Annotated in this window: 9 protein-coding genes; 6 read left to right on the forward strand and 3 right to left on the reverse strand. The window is 42.0% G+C overall.

Annotation, left to right across the window (positions count from 1 at the left end; translation table 11 throughout):
- From FHW89_RS08330 to FHW89_RS08340, 3 genes are all read right to left on the reverse strand, one after another.
- The gene (locus FHW89_RS08330; RefSeq protein WP_172334574.1) at positions 1-3,441 is read right to left on the reverse strand and encodes a TonB-dependent receptor; all 3,441 of its coding nucleotides are present in this window, start codon (positions 3,439-3,441) and stop codon (positions 1-3) included.
- Between the two features lie 285 nt (positions 3,442-3,726).
- The gene (locus tag FHW89_RS08335) at positions 3,727-4,863 is read right to left on the reverse strand and encodes a FecR family protein (RefSeq protein ID WP_172334575.1); all 1,137 of its coding nucleotides are present in this window, start codon (positions 4,861-4,863) and stop codon (positions 3,727-3,729) included.
- A 778-nt stretch (positions 4,864-5,641) separates the two neighbouring features.
- The gene (locus FHW89_RS08340; protein ID WP_172334576.1) at positions 5,642-6,220 is read right to left on the reverse strand and encodes an RNA polymerase sigma factor; all 579 of its coding nucleotides are present in this window, start codon (positions 6,218-6,220) and stop codon (positions 5,642-5,644) included.
- Positions 6,221-6,670: 450 nt separating this feature from the next.
- Between FHW89_RS08340 and FHW89_RS08345 the strand changes: the two genes are divergently transcribed.
- The 6 genes from FHW89_RS08345 to FHW89_RS08370 all read left to right on the forward strand — a co-directional run bounded on the left by FHW89_RS08345 (position 6,671) and on the right by FHW89_RS08370 (position 17,399).
- Complete coding sequence (locus FHW89_RS08345) at positions 6,671-7,213, forward strand: RNA polymerase sigma factor (RefSeq protein WP_371742436.1); 543 nt, start codon at positions 6,671-6,673, stop codon at positions 7,211-7,213.
- A 113-nt stretch (positions 7,214-7,326) separates the two neighbouring features.
- Positions 7,327-8,463, forward strand: coding sequence for a FecR family protein (locus FHW89_RS08350; RefSeq protein WP_172334578.1), 1,137 nt, complete (start codon positions 7,327-7,329; stop codon positions 8,461-8,463).
- A 275-nt stretch (positions 8,464-8,738) separates the two neighbouring features.
- Positions 8,739-12,350: a SusC/RagA family TonB-linked outer membrane protein gene (locus FHW89_RS08355; RefSeq protein ID WP_172334579.1), complete on the forward strand. Its 3,612-nt coding sequence runs from the start codon at positions 8,739-8,741 to the stop codon at positions 12,348-12,350.
- Between the two features lie 19 nt (positions 12,351-12,369).
- Positions 12,370-13,884: a RagB/SusD family nutrient uptake outer membrane protein gene (locus tag FHW89_RS08360; protein WP_172334580.1), complete on the forward strand. Its 1,515-nt coding sequence runs from the start codon at positions 12,370-12,372 to the stop codon at positions 13,882-13,884.
- 93 nt (positions 13,885-13,977) lie between these two features.
- Positions 13,978-14,907 carry an ABC transporter ATP-binding protein gene (locus FHW89_RS08365; RefSeq protein ID WP_172334581.1) on the forward strand — a complete coding sequence of 310 codons (930 nt, stop codon included), beginning with the start codon at positions 13,978-13,980 and terminating at the stop codon, positions 14,905-14,907.
- Positions 14,908-14,915: 8 nt separating this feature from the next.
- Entirely contained in the window at positions 14,916-17,399 is a 2,484-nt protein-coding gene (locus FHW89_RS08370; protein ID WP_172334582.1) for a Gldg family protein, read from the forward strand.
- Positions 17,400-17,406: the final 7 nt, after the last annotated feature.

A 17,406-nucleotide genomic window follows, 5' to 3' on the forward strand; every position in this document is an offset into this window, starting at 1 on the left:
TTATAGATTTACGTTGATACCTATATTATATACTTTCTGTATCGGATAGGCAAAACCGTTGCCGCCAAGTTCAGGGTCCCAAAGTTTAAATGAACTCCAGGTAATGAGGTTCAACCCATTCATGTAAATCCTGCATTTCTTGAGGCCAAGGGTCTTTGCCACTGATGCCGGAAGCGTATAACCAAATTCGGCCGATTTAAGGCGCATGAATGCCCCATCCCTTAACCACCACGTACTCGGTTGGAGGTTATTTTGAATATCATTGCGGTTCACGCCTAAACGCGGATATAGCGCATAGATATTTTGATTATCTTCCGACCAGTGACTATCTGCAAACTGCTTAAGTAACTGGGTATTTCCATAGATGTATTGATCTGTGCTTTGTATAAAAGGGCTAACCTTGTTCGGGTCGATAAAGAATGAAACCCTGGCCTGTCCCTGGAAGAATGCCGAAAAATCGAAGTTCTTATATTGCACGGATGCGCCGTATCCGTATACGATTTCAGGAACCTGCGGGTAACCGATAAAGGTTTCATCACGCTGGTCAATTATGCCATCACCGTTCAAATCGCGGTATTTGATATCTCCGCCCTGGGGCGCCTTTCCGGTCGATGAAAAGATCTGAGAAGGTGAACTTTGGGCCTCCGCATCGTCAACGAAAAGCCTTTCAGCAACATAACCATATCCCGCACGTATCGGCTGTCCGACTGTATGACGCCATGGTTCCGGATAATCCGGCTCTTCATAATAAGTATACTTATCGGTAGCAAGTGTGAAGTTGCCACGAGCTGAAACCAGCCAGTCTTTGCCGAATTGCATTTTGTAATCAGCCGAAAGGTCTATACCCTTTGAATTGGCTTTACCCAAATTGGCGTAGATCGGAGCTTCCAAACCACTGGTTGTAGGGATATAAGTACGTTGCTGTAAGATATTGTAACGGTTATAATTATAGTACTCCGCTGTAATATTCAGGTTTTTCAAGGTCGTTATTTCCAGCGCAAGGTTCATTTGTTTGGAAGTCTCCCAGGTAACGTCCGGATCCGGATAATTCAGGATCTGCACACCGGGACGTGAATACCCCCTGTTCGTTCCAAATTCAGCCCCGCCGCCGCCTGCCAGATTCACGTTGGAACTATAAAAAAATCTCCGGTCGCTGATTGCGTCATTACCTACCAAACCATAGCTTCCTCTAAGTTTAACACGGTCAAATATTCTGGTCAACGGCTCAAAAAATTTCTCCTCAGAAAGCAGCCAGCCGCCGCCAATGGTTGGGAAAAAGCCATAACGATGCTGCTCCGAGAAGCGCTCGGAACCGTTGTAGCCAAAGTTAAATTCGGCGAAATATTTACCCTTATAATTATAAGCAACTCGTCCGGCTAAGCCCATATTTCTATGAGGCAGTGCATCGATCAACTGTGCAGCATTGGAGTATACAGTTTGCTGCTGTGTCATTACGATCGTGCTGGAAAGGCTGTGGTTGCCGAACTGGCGGCTGTAATCAATATTACCCTGTAAATAAAGATTTGTGTTAATCATCGGTGTGCCGGGGTAATAGCCCAGATATTCCGTTGCTGCACCTGCAGCCTGGTTTAACCAATTCAGCGTATAACTATTTGATGCCCTGTTATAAGAAGCAACATTATAATAAAATGGGTTGTAGGATAAATTAGAGTCGAAATAAGAATACCTGTTTGTCTCAAATAAACCGTGGAAGTTCAATCCCTTAGTAATAAAATCAAGTTTCTGATTTAATTCTAATTGCGCAAGAACGCGTGATTCTGAGGATGTTTTATGTCCGCGTAACAACAAAGCATACGGATTATTGAAAGGCACGGCATTAAAAGTACCCGGAGGCGCTCCAAATAGGATGTGTTTGGTAGCCAAATTAGCCGAATCCGCCGGGAAATAGGCAGGGAATAATACCGGACTGGTGTGGAGCGCAACATTATAAACATCTGAGTTGAACGTTCCGTCAGTAGTAAGCGGCCCCTGATAAGAGCTGAAGTTGCCGCTAAACCTTACAATAGCTTCAGTAGTTTTAGTCAACGTTAAGTTGATATTCGAACGTAACTGATAGTTCTGAAATTTGATATTGTTACTGTTGTTATTATTAGGATCTTCAACTAGGTTCCCATGGTCCAGGCTGTATGAACCGGCGACATAGTAACGGGCCAGCGGGCTGCCGCCGCTGATACTCATGTTACCGCGCTGGGTCGAAGTCCGTGGTTTCAAAAGTGTCTTCAACCAATCTACAGCAGGATAAACGTAGGGATTGTAACCGGGCCCTTTATTAATGGTGTTTATTGTGTTGTTGATCTTATCCTGATTGAATGGCAACGGTTGCGTGGGGTCACGGGTAAGTGTTGCTTCATTAAACAGGTTCATGTAAGTAATCGGATCCGCAAGCTGCAGCGATTGTGTATTCTGCGATATCGAATTTTCCAATCTTACGTTAATGGCCAACTGACCGATTTTACCTTCTTTAGTGCTCACTAAAATTACTCCATTCGCACCGCGGGCACCGTATAAAGCCGTCGCACTAGCGTCCTTTAAAATCGAGAAACTCGCGATGTCATCAACGTTGAGACGCGCAAGATCATTGGTACTCAATTCAATATTGTCAATTAAGATTAAGGGATCTACCTTATAGCCGAATGTCGTAACACCCCTGATGAAGAATTGCGCGTTGTCTTGTCCTGGCTGCCCCGTTGGCTGATAGGCAATTACACCGGCAGCCGAACCGGCAAGGGCTGAGGTCAAGTTGCTGGCAGGAATTTTTAGATCCGCCGGCTTGATGGTGGTAACGGAGCCAACAATAGCTTCTTTGCGTTCCTTCCTTCCATATGCGGTTACTACAACCTCCTCAGCATGCTTTACGTCCTCTACAAGGATGACCTTTAAAGTCTTGTTGGTTTGTGTAATTGTAAAAGTCTGACTTAAAAATCCGATGTAAGATACCTTAAGCACCGCACCTTCCTTTACTGTCAATACGAAATTACCATTATTGTCGGTTACCGTACCTTGTTTGGGGTTATCAACCACAGAAACACTCACTCCGGGAAGCAATATGCCTTTCGCATCCCTGACAGTGCCGGTCACAGTGATATCGGCTATCGTTAAAGGTGCAATTAACGATTTCTGTGCCGAAGGTTTTAGCTTAATGACCACTGATTTATTGTTTATGGTATATTCAAGCGGCGTTCCTTTAAGCACCATATTCAATGCATCCTCCATGGAAGTGTTCTCCAGCTCAACGTCGACCTTCGGCAGATCTTCAATCGATTGCGAAGACCAAAACAGATTGTACCCGGTCTGCTTGCTGATTTGGGTAAATACCTTCTTTAAAGTGGTATTTTTGCTTTTTATAGTGACCTTCTGAGAGAAGACTGTAGCGCTGGCATGCATTAAACCAACGAACAGAATCAATGTTGTGATCTTCATAATTAAAAGGTATTTGCGCACATAAGGCCAATACCTACAAGTGTTTAACGTAAAAAAATTATACATTTGTTAAGGCGATAATTGAGTAAAAAATGTGTTCGAATAGCATTTAAGTTTAATTCAGAGCCTATCGATCAGGAGCATGTCCGTGCTCCTGATTCGTTTATTTGATTCCGAATTCCTTAAATTGAATTGAATGAGTGCCGGATGGCTTTTACGTTTGAGTCTGTTTTCTTGTCATAATTTAAATTTAGGGTTAGTAATTGGTTGGTTTCAGTAATCCGGTTATTTGTATTTTCTGCTAACCAGAATGGTATTGCCATCCAGTTTGAAACGCACATTACCCGAATCTTCGATCTGCTTAAGCAACATGGAGATGTTGGCAAAACGGGTTGACACAAACCCATAACGCGCCGTCTTCAACCTGTTGTCGGTAAAAATAATTTGAACATTATACCATCTCGAGATACTTCTCATAATATTCTCAAGTGTTTCATCTTCAAATTGAAAATACCCGTTTTTCCAGGCAATGACATCCTCGATGTTTACATCATCTATTTGAAGCCCGCCATTATCCGTTATAGCCTGCTGCCCAGGTTTTAACAGGATAGTCTTTGAGCCGGCGGTCACTTTGACGGCACCCAGGATTAGGGTCGTTTTTGCAGCATCAATGTCATCATAGGCCTCAATATTAAAATCAGTCCCGATATCCTCAGTTATCAGGTTATGTGTTATCACCTTAAATGGTATATTTTCATTGTGCGTTACACTAAAATATGCCTCACCTGTTAACGTTACGTTGCGCTGTTTTTTGCCGGCAAAACTTACCGGAAATTTGATCGAAGAGGAGGCATTAAGCCAAACCTTCGTACCATCTGAAAGTTCCAGTGGATAAGGTGATTGTTCGCCAATACCAGTAGCAAGCGTGTTATAAACAGTCGATGTATCTCCCATTGAACTTGCAGTCGAATAGGTAATAGCATCCTGATTGTTTAAACCGATGCTAACGCCAGCCTGCTGTGCCAATTGGCCGGACATGCCTTTGGTGAGTATAATTTTTTGCCCATTGGCCAAAGTCAATGTCGCCTGGTTACGACCTGGAACTATAGTTTTTTGTGCCTGCGCTATTTGGCTGTTCTGACTCTTAGGTTTGAAAACTATATAGCCAGTGATCCCAATGGTCATCAATAAAGCAACCGCTGCAGCAATTCTGGGCCATAGCTTCACTAGCTTTGCTCTCTGCTGAACAGGCAGGCGGGTGCCAACCCGTTCTACTGCAGCAATCAGCTGGGCATCAGAAAGCGTTTGTTCATTATCTTCAGTTAACTGCAGATAAAATGTTTCTACAATCGCTTTTTCTTCTTCAGTACATTCACCTGCCTGATATTTTAGCAGAATTTCCTTTAGGGTTGGCTTTGACATGGTTCAATGGGTGTTATGCCCCGATCTATTAACAATACAGTCGTAACTAACGTATGGCCCAAAAAAAAATTAAAATAATTAAAAAGGAGTAAGACTGCGGTTATTCACTCCCCTATCCTAACGCTTTATAATCAGCCTTTAATTACCTGACTCATCAGCTGAAGCTTAAAGCAGGCCGAATTGGCTTATCGCCGTTCTTGCTATTTCGTTGCCTGGATTAATTTCGAGCATTTTTTTTACGGAACCCTATTTCTCTATTCCTTAGTAATGATCCTGCTTAACTGTCATAGAACATTCCTGTTTTTATGATGGCACCGGGTATTGATTTTTAAACCGGGCCAGTTCTTAATGCACACCACCGAAATCGAGCACCGTAGCCCTTCGAGTTGGAAATATACGACTGATGGAAATGAATGAACAGTATATTTTTTTTCATAAGAACGCTAATGGCCATGTCACAACTATTGAGGTTACGCTTGTTTTGGTGACTAGGCACCAAAAACTGTCCAATATCCTTCAGCAGTTGCTAAAACACCGGGAAGTTCTTATCAACTGGAAAAATCCATCGGGACCGGTGCGCAATTACTTACCGGAACGCATAAGCTATAATCAATTGCGGCACATTAACATGAAAAGAATTAGTCTACTTTCAACTCTTTTAAATTTATAAGCTCCGGGAGCTTACAACAAAAAGTAAGACATCCAGAGAAAAAGCTAACATCACATTCCTTTGATATAACCCCACGTTCTTTAAAATTAATCCCGCCATTACTGACAATTACAATAATCTAAACAACAACATGATATAAATCAGGCAACCAAATTTGCTCCGGAGTATCTTCAGCGTGTTATTAATGTGATTTCTTACGGTTTTTTCGGAAATGTTCATCTTATCCGCAATCTGTTTGTGAGACATATGGCAATTACGACTGTATTCGAATACCTCTCTCATCTTGGGAGGTAAAGATGCAACTTCAGACTCAATCATCGCCTTCAGCAGATTAAGCCTGACGCGGTGATCGGTTATAGCTGTACTCTCATCCACGATTTGTTGGTATTTAGCTTCGTAATTATCATGTATGGATTGGTGAGCAATAACATTGAGTATTTTATTGCGTAATGAAACGTACAGGTACCCGGCTAAGTTACTTTCTGGATCAAATGTGTTCCTCTTCACCCAAAGCGTAGTGAAAATATCCTGCATGACATCGTCGGCGTCGTCAGAATTCTTGAGCTTTTTGTAAGCATGCCTGTAAAGTATTCCTTTATATCGATTATAAATTTCTGTATACGAAGCCTCATCACCACTTTTAAGTAGTTCAACCAATTCTACATCTGTATAAGCGTGGTATGACAATGCCAACTAAGTTAGAGAGTGCGGATGATCATTAGGTCAAATCAATTAATGAAATCGCCATGCGTACTATATTCCAGTCCAGTGACTCGCTATCCTGAGTACTTCGTCGAAAATTTTTAGATACGGTATTAATTGGTTATTCCACGGTATTGAACGGACCGTAATTTTAACTGCAAGATTACATAATTTATTATAAACCTATTACAAAAAACGTGCAGTTATTAAAAATCCACATCTGCCGCGAAATGGGCTTAAAACAGTTAGCGCTTTAAAAAGTTCATTTATTTCAATTTGCGCAAAGGATCGGGAGTACCGGCAGACAACTTGAGAAGATTTTGTCATCCTTCAAAAATTTGTATATTGCCTGACGGAGTGTATTATATTTTCGTTAATTTAGTGTGATTTATTTAAAAGTTGATTTCCCTAAGTTCTACTTCCGATCACGATCTCGTGTCCCAGCTCCGCGAAGGTAGTCAGGATGCCTACACTGAGATTTACAATCGTTATAAATGGTTGTTGCATAGTCACGCCTACAAAAAACTTGGCGACCGCGATGCAGCGAATGATTTGATACAAGAGTTATTCACCAACTTATGGACAAAGCGTAAGGACATTTCACTCACATCTACATTGTCGGCTTATTTATATACATCGGTGTATAATCGTGTGATTAACGTGTATGAACATCGGCAGGTGGAAACAAAGTACATCGATTCACTGGTTGAATATGCCAATAACTATGTGGATTCAACTGATTATTTAATACGGGAAAAACAATTTACTGAAATAATTGAAAAAGAAATTGCGTTATTGCCGCCAAAAATGCGCGAAATTTTCGAACTAAGCCGAAAGCGCCATGCTACCCACAAAGAAATTGCCGAAACACTTAACATTTCTGAGGCGACAGTTACAAAACAAATAAAAAATGCACTAAAAATCTTAAAAGTTCGTTTAGGATTAGTCATCTACCTCTTTCTTATCACGAGATTTTAATTTTTTATTGACAAATCTGTCAAATTCAAAAAAATATTTTCAATACATCTACCCTTTGCAGCCCAATTGCCTGTCGTAGTTATTAAACAGGATGAAAATCTTTCAATTTAACCATGCAAAGGGAAGAAGCAATTGATTTAATAAGACGATACAACGCAGGTACCTGCTCCGAAGACGAAAAAAGATTGCTACTAAGCTGGTATCTGCAATTCGAACAGGAAAACCTTCCAAACATTTCAGACGCTGAAAGGCAGGCTGATCTGGAAAAGATATGGGATACACTGCCGGTTCGTCAAAAAGAAATAAGAAAGTTAAGCTTATGGTACCGTGCTGCAGCAGCTGCCATCATTCTTGCTTTCATATCAATTAGTATTTATCTGGTAGTCCGGCCTGGGGATGATCGTAGTCAGCAAACTGCATTACAAAAAAGTAGTGCTATCACGCCAGGAACAGGAAGCACAGTACTTACTTTGGGCGGTGGAGAGCAGATAATGTTAAAAAGCGCCAAGAATGGCAAACTTACCACACAGGGGAATTTTACCATAACTAAAACAGCTGAGGGACATTTAGCTTACGAAGCAAATCAAAAGACTCAAGGTACATCAGAAAATTTGGCCTTTAACTCTGTAACTACGCCAACAGGGGTAACGTTTGAACTCATGCTTTCCGATGGCACCAAAGTTTTGCTTGATGCGGCTTCAAGTATCCATTATCCTGTTGCATTCAATGGAAATGAGCGCAGAGTCGAAATCACCGGACAAGCGTACTTCGAGGTTGCACATAATAAGCTAAAGCCTTTTAAAGTAGTCAGTAACGGTCAAACTGTTGAGGTATTAGGCACACATTTCAACATTAATGCCTATCAAGATGAAGGGATGACTAAAACTACCCTATTAGAAGGTAGCGTTAAAATATCAAAAGGCGAAAAAGTTGCATGGTTGGAGCCTGGACAACAATCGGTTACCGCAAATGCAGACGATAAAATAACGGTAAATAATGCAGATCTAGAAACTGCTATCGCTTGGAAAATGGGCGTGTTTCAATTTAAAAGAGCGGATTTACAGACAGTTATGCACCAGCTTGCACATTGGTACAATATTCAGGTTCTCTATGAAAGTACTATTCCCAAGGTGGCCATTACCGGTAAGGTACCGCGCAACGCAAATGCATCCCACGTGTTGGAGATTTTAAACAAATTGGGTATTAAATTCAGGGTAGACGACAGAAAAATCACAATTCTGCCAAATTGATAATTAACTATTTATTCACTTTAAAAAAAACAGATATGGCAAACATTCTACGACGACAGATTTAAAAGAACAAACAGGGTAATCATAAAAAAACCGCGGGTGTGTTGACGCACAACCACGGCCAGTTTTTGGATTAACCTTTCCGTCCTGAGACGGATAAAAATCGGTATTGAGTACTTTCTATTAATCCAAACATCACAAAGGTAATGAAATTTCTTACAATTTCGACTGCCATGCCCTCAGCATGGCTAAACACTAAACAACTCCTAAGAATCATGAAGTTGTCAACCTTAATTCTATTGATCGGTCTGTTGCACGCAAGTGCAAAAGGTTTCAGCCAGGTTTCACTCAACGAAAACCACGCAAAACTGGCAGATGTTTTGAAAAAAATTGAAAAGCAGACAAAGTATGTTTTCATATATGATGAAGATAAGCTGCAAGTCAGAGACATTGTTGTAAAGGTAGATAACGCAACAATTCAAAACGCGCTTAACGCGTGCTTTCAAAATCAGCCAGTTACTTATTCGATCACAGGTAATACAGTCATCTTAAGACCAGCAGAAACATCAGTTTTTCAGAAAATCAAAAATTTCCTGCTTGGCCCTGTTCATATAAACGGCATAATCACAGATAGCGCTGGAACGCCGCTTTCCCGTGCAACAGTGTCGATCATAAGGAAACGAAATGCATCCAAAACCGACAATAAGGGAACCATCGCTGCGGTATCCATGGAAGCTACTGGTGAGATAAGTTTCGTTACTAATGACGACGGTCGTTTTCAGATAGATGCCGAAGAAGGAGATGAATTGGCCGTGTCATTTGTAGGCTTTCAAACCTACCGGTTTACAGCGAAAACCAACATGCCCTTTCAAAAGATAGCGCTGCAGCGATCTACTTCCTTATTAAAAGATGTTATAGTACATACCGGGTATCAAACGTTATCAAAGGAACGAGCAACCGGATCGTTTTCGAAACCCGATATGCAGGTATTACAAAACCGGTCAAGTACCATGGACCTAGTTGGACGTTTGGAAGGACAAATACCGGGCATGGTTGTCGCTCCATTTTATCCTAACGGGCATACGGTCAATCAGACGACAGGAACTGTTACTCAACAGTCAATCATCCGGGGAGCGAGCAGTATACACTTAAGCACTGATCCATTATATGTAGTAAATGGCGTTATTGTTCCTGATTTTGGCTCTCTAAACGTCGATGATATTGCGGATGTTACCGTATTAAAAGATGCCGCCGCCGCTGCCATTTGGGGTGCAAAGGCAGCAAATGGAGTAGTCGTTGTAGTGACAAAATCGGGTAGTAAAAATCAAAAAATCAAAGTATCGTATCGCGGTTTTATAAACTTTGAGGGCAGGCCTGATCTTGATTACGCGCGTAAGTTTTACTTAAATAGCAGTCAATACATACAGGTTGCCAAACAGATTTTTGACCCCACCGATTACCCTTATAGTCAGCTGAACAGTATCAACAATTATTACGGACCTGTAACACCAAGTCAGCAAGTACTATACAACCAAAACCAAGGCATAATCACAGCTTCCCGTGCTAACGCGCAACTGGACAGCATGTCAAAAATCAACAACAGCAAGCAAATCAGGGATTTGCTGTATCGCAATGCCTTTACTACAAACCATGTTATTTCGGCTTCTGGTGGTACCAACACATACACGGTTTATGGATCACTTGGCTATACTGATACCCATTCCTCAACATTGGGCCAAACCGGCAATTCTTATAAGTTAAATCTCAGTCAGTCGTTCACACCTAATGACCGGTTCTCTTTTTCCTTAATTAGCCAATTGGCAAACAACGTTAATAGAAGTCCAAACGGATTACCCGCAGGCCCTGATGTACTCCCCTATCAATTGCTCAAAGACGCAAATGGCAATAATATCAACATGCCATTCCTGTCAGGTTGGACACCTGAGGTTATTAAGCAGTATTCGGACGCCAGTGGCATTAATTTGGGAACCTATCAGATATTCGATGAACAAAAGTACGCGACAAACAAAACGAATTCATACGAGGTAAATGTAGTTGGAAATGCCACGGTTAAATTCTTTAAAGGTCTCCAGTATTTAGGAACTTACGGCTATTCGATTGCACCTACTGAAATGCAATACATTCAGGACAACCGGGCCTACAGCTACCGCAAACAGTTACTTAACAACACACTGCCCGGCTCTCCCCCTACATACTTAATTCCGCAGGACGGAGAATTTTATCAGTTAGGTAATAATAATCAACGCAATTGGACAGTTCGGAATCAACTGGTTTACAATTATTCAGGAAGAAATGGCAATGACTATATTTCCCTGCAAGGTGGCCAGGAAGCTCGCGAACTTGTCACAGATCAGAATAAAACAACCATTTACGGTTATAACCCCCAACTTGAAAGCTATCCTCTGTTAGACTATAACACGCTAAATCAGGGCGTATTTGGAACACTTGGAGGCTACGGTGGCCACGTTCAACAGCCGTTTTCGGCTGCAAACGTGGTAACAAGGAACAACTCTTATTTTGCCATGGGAAGTTATACACGTGATCACAAATACAGCCTGGATTTGAGTTGGAGGGTAGATCACAGCAACGTTTTTGGCAGCGATGTATCCGCTCAAAACAAGCCTACATATAGCTTGGGCGGAAAGTGGAATATAAAAAATGAGAAGTTTCTATCATCGATAACTTGGATTGACGCATTATCGGTAAGAGGTACTTACGGTATCACCGGTAACTCCCCCTATGTAGGAGCTGCGTCAACAAATGACATCATCTACACTGAACAAATTCCCAACTATCAATATGCTGTCATTGGAGGTCCGGCTTACCAAATTTCCCAGGCAGCAGATAAAGCATTGAGTTGGGAAGCTACCCATACCACAAATATCGGTGTAGATTTTGCGATTTTAAACAACCGTTTAAGTGGTAGTATTGAGTACTACCATAAAAGTACTACAGACTTACTCGGTAGCGCTCCAGTAAATTTTTTCACGGGTTCAACCTCTTCGACAGCAAATCTCGGCGACCTTGTTAATAACGGCATAAACATTGGTTTGAACAGCATAAACATAAACACAGAGCATTTCACATGGCAGAGTGGCTTTGTTTTTGGATACAATCAGAACAAATTGGTTAAATACCAGATTCCTGCCAGTTATGAAAGTTACCCGAGCTTTAAACTGGGTGGTTCTCCTACTATAGGTTTCCCGATTAATTCTTTATTTGCCTACAAATACGCTGGTTTAGACAAGTTAGGCGACCCACAAGTTTACCTCGCCAATGGTAAAATAACCAAAGACCCTAATGTTACAAAAGGAGATGACCTGGTGTATATGGGCACTACCACGCCTAAATTCAATGGCGGCCTGACCAATAACTTCAGGTATAAACAGTTTCAGCTTTCACTCAATATGACTTACAGCCTGGGTGCCGTAATGCGAAGGACGGTAAATCAGTTTTATTCTGGCTTATTGACCACTAATAGTAACCTCGGAGGAAATATAAGCAATGAATTTCTTCAACGCTGGCAAAAACCTGGAGATGAAAACGTGACAGCAATTCCACGCTATTTATCGGTTGAAAACTATGGCATACGTAACCTTCAATATTATGAAGATGCAGATATAAATGTTGTGAGCGCCTCCTATGTGAAGCTTAACGAAGCTGCTTTAATATATAATCTTAGCCCGGGGGCATTACGCTGGCTAAAAATTCAGAGCGCTTCTCTAAGAGTACAAGTCAACAATATATTGTTATGGAAAGCGAATAAATATGGATTAAACCCCGAGTTCCAAAACTACCAGTATGGCACAATGGCTGTACCTGTTGGCCAGCACACGATTACACTTGGAGCCAATGTTAATTTTTAATCATTTAATTATTAAAAAAATGCAAAAAAACAAACAGCTGACAGCGGCTTTCATTGCCCTGTTGTCAATCATAGCAACATCTTGTAAAAAAAGCTTTTTGGAGGTGGTTCCCAAGGGGGATAATATCGCGATCACATACGATGATTACAATAAGTTGATGAACGGATCAAACTTTTATGTTCTGGGCGGCGCTGGTGCCGGTTCTTGGCAACCCGCAGCAATTATGGGCGATGAGGTCTCCGCAGAATCTTATGCCTTTAACTCGCCTGATGGTGGATTCGAAATCGCGCGTTCCTTATTTCAATGGTCAGATAACGTTTTCCCCGCCAACAATCCACCGAATGATTTCAATGCCAATAATCCGCAGTTCCTTCGTAATTTATTGTCAAATATCTATACCCTCAATAAAATCGCAAACGAGGTAACAAATGCTACTGAAGGTACGCAGCAACAAAAGCTTGAGCTCCAGGCTGAGGCAATGGCCGAACGTGCTTTTACAAATTTTCAGTTGATAAATTACTTTACAAAGCCTTACAATGCCGCAACTGCATCGACGGATTTAGGTTTTCCTGTCATCAAAATTGCAGACGTAACCACTAAAGCATTCGAAAGAGGTACAGTACAGCAGTCTTATGACTTTATGATCAACGATTTAACCCAATCCATACCAAACCTTGCGCTTCAACCTGCTATCCGTACCCGGATCTCAAAAGCAGCGGCCGAAGGCTTGCTTGGTAAAATCTATTTGTTCATGGGAAAAAATAGCGAAGCGCTTACAATGTTCAAAAACGCCTTTAATGACATGGCTAAAATGACCACAGCGCCGACACTTTACAACTACAATCAGACCATGGCTGTAGGCGGATCCTTTCTACCATCTAGTGATATGTACGGGCCGAATTCGCCTTTCACCAATGTCACTGATATAACAGAATCTTTGTGGGCTGTAATGACTTACTCGGGGAATGAGAATGGCAGTGGATACCCCGCCGATTTTCTTAGTATACCTACCAGAACTATTGCCTTATTCGACCCATCGGATTGGCGATTAAAGTTTTATTCTAACTTGCAAACAGACTTATCCACTCCCATACCAGGTGGAAGATTGCGTCGCTATAATTTACAATGGGCGCGAATTGGTGTTGAACTTCCGGACTTGTACCTTTTAAAGGCAGAAGCTGAAGCCCGTACCAATGATCTTGCTGGCGCGAAAGCAGACATTGAAACACTCAGGAAAAATAGAATGCCATTAGCAGTCGCCTCCGTTCCGGTGGCAGCTACTGCCAATCAATCTTCTTTTATCAAGTTTATTATAGAAGAACGCACCAGGGAATTTACCCAGGAAGGTGCACGCTGGTTTGATATGCGCAGATTAGCTAATGACCCCATTTACGCCGGCAATCCTGCACCTACGCATGAGGTTTACCAGGACGGTTCTAACGCTACGATTTATACCTTGAAGCCGGCCCGGCTAACATTACGATTACCACCACTTTACTTATCTCAGAATCCGGGCATGCCCGATAATCCATAACAGTCAAAATAATCGTCATATTTTCTAACCCCTTGCCGTAGTGGCTTTAAAGCCACTACGGCAAGGATAATCATGTTCATAATTCAATATAAAATGAAACAAAGCATTGTAAAAATCGAAAATTTATCCCATCGATATAGTAGGGACTGGGCCATCAGGGACATTAATTTCGAGATCGATCAAGTTGGTATCCTTGGTCTTTTGGGCTCAAATGGTGCCGGAAAATCCACTACTATGAACATTCTGTGTGGCGTACTCAACCAAACCGAAGGGAATGTTTTTATCAATGGGATCGATCTCCGTGAAGAACCGGAAGAGGCGAAAAAGTTGTTGGGTTTTTTGCCTCAAAATGCTCCGCTGCACTTGGATTTGACCGTCGAAGAATATTTAACCTACTGCGCAGAGATACGAAACGTACCTAAAAATGAAATCAAACTGGCAGTCGATGAAGTCATGGACAAATGCGGCGTCGCTCACTTTGCCTCGAGACTTTTGCGAAACCTGTCGGGCGGATACCGCCAGCGCGTTGGAATAGCACAGGCGATCATCCATAAGCCGAAGCTGGTTGTTTTGGATGAACCCACTAATGGACTTGACCCTAACCAAATTCTGGAGGTACGAAAGATTATTAAGCAAATCGCAGAAGAACGCGCAGTTATATTTTCAACTCACATTCTTTCGGAAGTGCAAGCGATATGCAAGGATATAAAAATGATTGAAAGTGGACGGATGGTATTTGCCGATACTATGGAAGCATTCAATAATTACATCCTACCCGACAGCATGTTGGTTTCCATGGACAACCCGCCATCTGCCGAAGTCTTGAGTGCAATTCCCGGAATAACTGCAGTTGAGCCGCTAAATGACAAGAGCATAAGGCTCCGATTTAAAGCTTCACCGGATTTATCTAAAAAGATCATCGCCATGGCCGTTCAGCAAGGTTGGCAACTTAGCGAAATCATGTTGGAAAAAAGTTCGTTGGACGAAGTTTTCGCCCAGCTATCAAATAAAAAATCAAATTAATACGAAACATGAGAAAAACACTCAAAATAGCAAAACTTGAGCTTTCCGTCCTCTTTTATTCACCGGTAGCCTGGTTAGTGCTAGCCATATTTATGATTCAGGGTGCCATTAGCTTTTTAGGCACTTTGCAGGTTACTCATACGAGCTTATCCTTGGGTTATCAGACGATGCCGATCACTAAATCACTTTTTGGTGGAACGAACGGGTTATTTACAGGAATGCAGGGAACCCTCTATTTGTATCTTCCTATCTTAACAATGGGCCTGATGAGCCGGGAAATTAGCAGCGGGTCTATAAAGCTGCTATTATCCTCGCCGGTAAAACTCAGACAAATAATCTTGGGCAAGTATCTCGCCATAATAACTTATGGGCTGGCACTAATAGCGATACTTTCTATATTCAGCTTAATAGGTGCTGTATTTATAAAAGATGCTGACCTGGGCCTGATATTCTCGGGGCTTGTCGGTCTTTACTTGTTGATCTGTACATATTCAGCCATCGGACTGTTTATGTCATGTTTAACGAGCTATCAGGTGGTTGCAGCTATAAGCACCTTAGCCATATTTACGGTACTACGCTACGTAGGTACATTGGGCCAGGACATCGATTTTATAAGGGACTTGACATATTTCTTATCTATTTCTGGACGTACCGAGAAAATGATTTCGGGACTCATCACCACGAAAGATATTTTTTATTATCTGATCATCGTTGCTTCATTCCTATCTCTATGTGTACTACGCATGAAAGCGGAGCGCGAATTGAAGCCGTGGACGATAAAAGCAGGGAGGTACGCATTATTAATTTTCACGGCGCTCCTATTGGGCTACCTGACCTCGAGGCCTGTTTTTACTGGTTATTGGGATAACACAGCAGGAAAATCACTTACGATTACTCCAAATAGTCAAACCATCGCTAAGCAGATCAAAGGGCAACTAAAAGTTACCACCTATGCAAATATGCTGGATCGAAACATTTGGGCAGTGTTGCCGCAGTATCGGAATACTGATTTGGGCAGGCTGGAACAATTTAAAAGGTTCATCCCGGGTATGGACGTTGACTATGTCTACTATTATCAAAAACCCGTGGACACAAATTTCAGGGACTACAGGTTTAATCCAAATCTTAACGGTGTACAGGATATAGAAAAGATTGCGGATAAGATGGCCACGAGTATGGGAGTTGACCGTCAGCTATTTATCCCACCAGGTCAGATCAACAAAATGGTCAACCTGGAGCCGGAAGGTTATTTGCTGGCGAGAAAGTTAGAGTATAAAGGCAAAAGTACTTTCCTGAGATTTTATACTGGTGACAATGATCCATATGCCAGCGAAGCCGAAGTATCGGCCGCCTTAAAGCGTTTGCTAATGGCCGCTCCGAAAATTGTATTCGTTACGGGCAACAAAGAAAGAAGCATCGATAACAATGCGGACAGGGATTACAGGCAGATCAGCTCAGTTAAACCTAGGCGAAAAGCGTTGGTCAATCAGGGTTTTGACGTAGATACCATCAATTTAAATACACAGGTTATCCCAAGCGACGCAAATATTGTTGTTTTAGCGGACCCTGTTACTCCGCTCAGCCCTATAGCCCAGCTAAAATTAATTAGCTATATCGATAATGGCGGCAATATGCTGATAACCGGTGAACCTGGCCGGCAAGATATACTTAACCCAATATTACAACACGTTGGTGAGCAACTCAAAGCGGGACTGTTAGTTAAGCCTGACAAAAATACTACACCGGGTTTTATTAATGCTCAAATTCCCGCTAATGCAGCAAGCATAGATTCAAATTTAGCAAGGATGCAAAAAGGTGGAGGCACCATATCGATACAAGGTGCAGCAGCCGTTGAAACTGTGACATCGGGAAGTTTCAAAGTCGAGCCGTTATTATTGAGCAACTCCGGAGGCTGGAACAAGATCCTTTCAGGAGATAACGTAGGAAAAAACGTGGGACAAACAGCCAAAGAACCTCCTGTTTCCAAACAAGCAACCGAAAGCGCCACAGCGGTTGCTATGCCACAAGGTGCCGTCGCCGCCACCGCTGCCATGCCGGTGAACAATGTAGTGTCACCTGTCAAGCCTATGATGACTACCAAACTCGGTTCTGTTGATCTGTCGACAGCGGATCTAAGTTTTAACGCATCATTAGGCGATCAGAAAGGTATTTTTCCCGTTGCAGTGTCGCTGACAAGGTCTATAAATGGTAAACAACAGAAAATCGTGATTTCAGGCGATGCTGACTTTGTTAGCAACGGAGAGTTATCACGAGGAAGAAGCAGGTTCAACGAATATTTCCTTCAAGGAGTTTGCAGATGGTTAAGTAACGGTGCGTTCCCTGTTGACATTATCAATACACCAGCAAAAGACATAGATCTAAAAATTTCAAGCGGGCAGATGACAGTATTAGTATGGTTATGTAAAGGTCTTATCCCCGGAATGATAGCCCTGACCGGCGTAATAGTACTGTTTAGAAGAAGAAGAAAATAGTGGTCAA

This window comes from Mucilaginibacter sp. SG564 (assembly GCF_013149275.1).
Lineage (GTDB): Bacteria > Bacteroidota > Bacteroidia > Sphingobacteriales > Sphingobacteriaceae > Mucilaginibacter.

Coding starts and splice junctions, on each gene's coding strand:
- FHW89_RS08355 (WP_172334579.1), top strand. CDS start 8,739: ATGAAGTTGTCAACCTTAATTCTATTGATCGGTCTGTTGCACGCAAGT.
- FHW89_RS08370 (WP_172334582.1), top strand. CDS start 14,916: ATGAGAAAAACACTCAAAATAGCAAAACTTGAGCTTTCCGTCCTCTTT.
- FHW89_RS08360 (WP_172334580.1), top strand. CDS start 12,370: ATGCAAAAAAACAAACAGCTGACAGCGGCTTTCATTGCCCTGTTGTCA.
- FHW89_RS08350 (WP_172334578.1), top strand. CDS start 7,327: ATGCAAAGGGAAGAAGCAATTGATTTAATAAGACGATACAACGCAGGT.
- FHW89_RS08365 (WP_172334581.1), top strand. CDS start 13,978: ATGAAACAAAGCATTGTAAAAATCGAAAATTTATCCCATCGATATAGT.
- FHW89_RS08335 (WP_172334575.1), bottom strand. CDS start 4,863: ATGTCAAAGCCAACCCTAAAGGAAATTCTGCTAAAATATCAGGCAGGT.
- FHW89_RS08330 (WP_172334574.1), bottom strand. CDS start 3,441: ATGAAGATCACAACATTGATTCTGTTCGTTGGTTTAATGCATGCCAGC.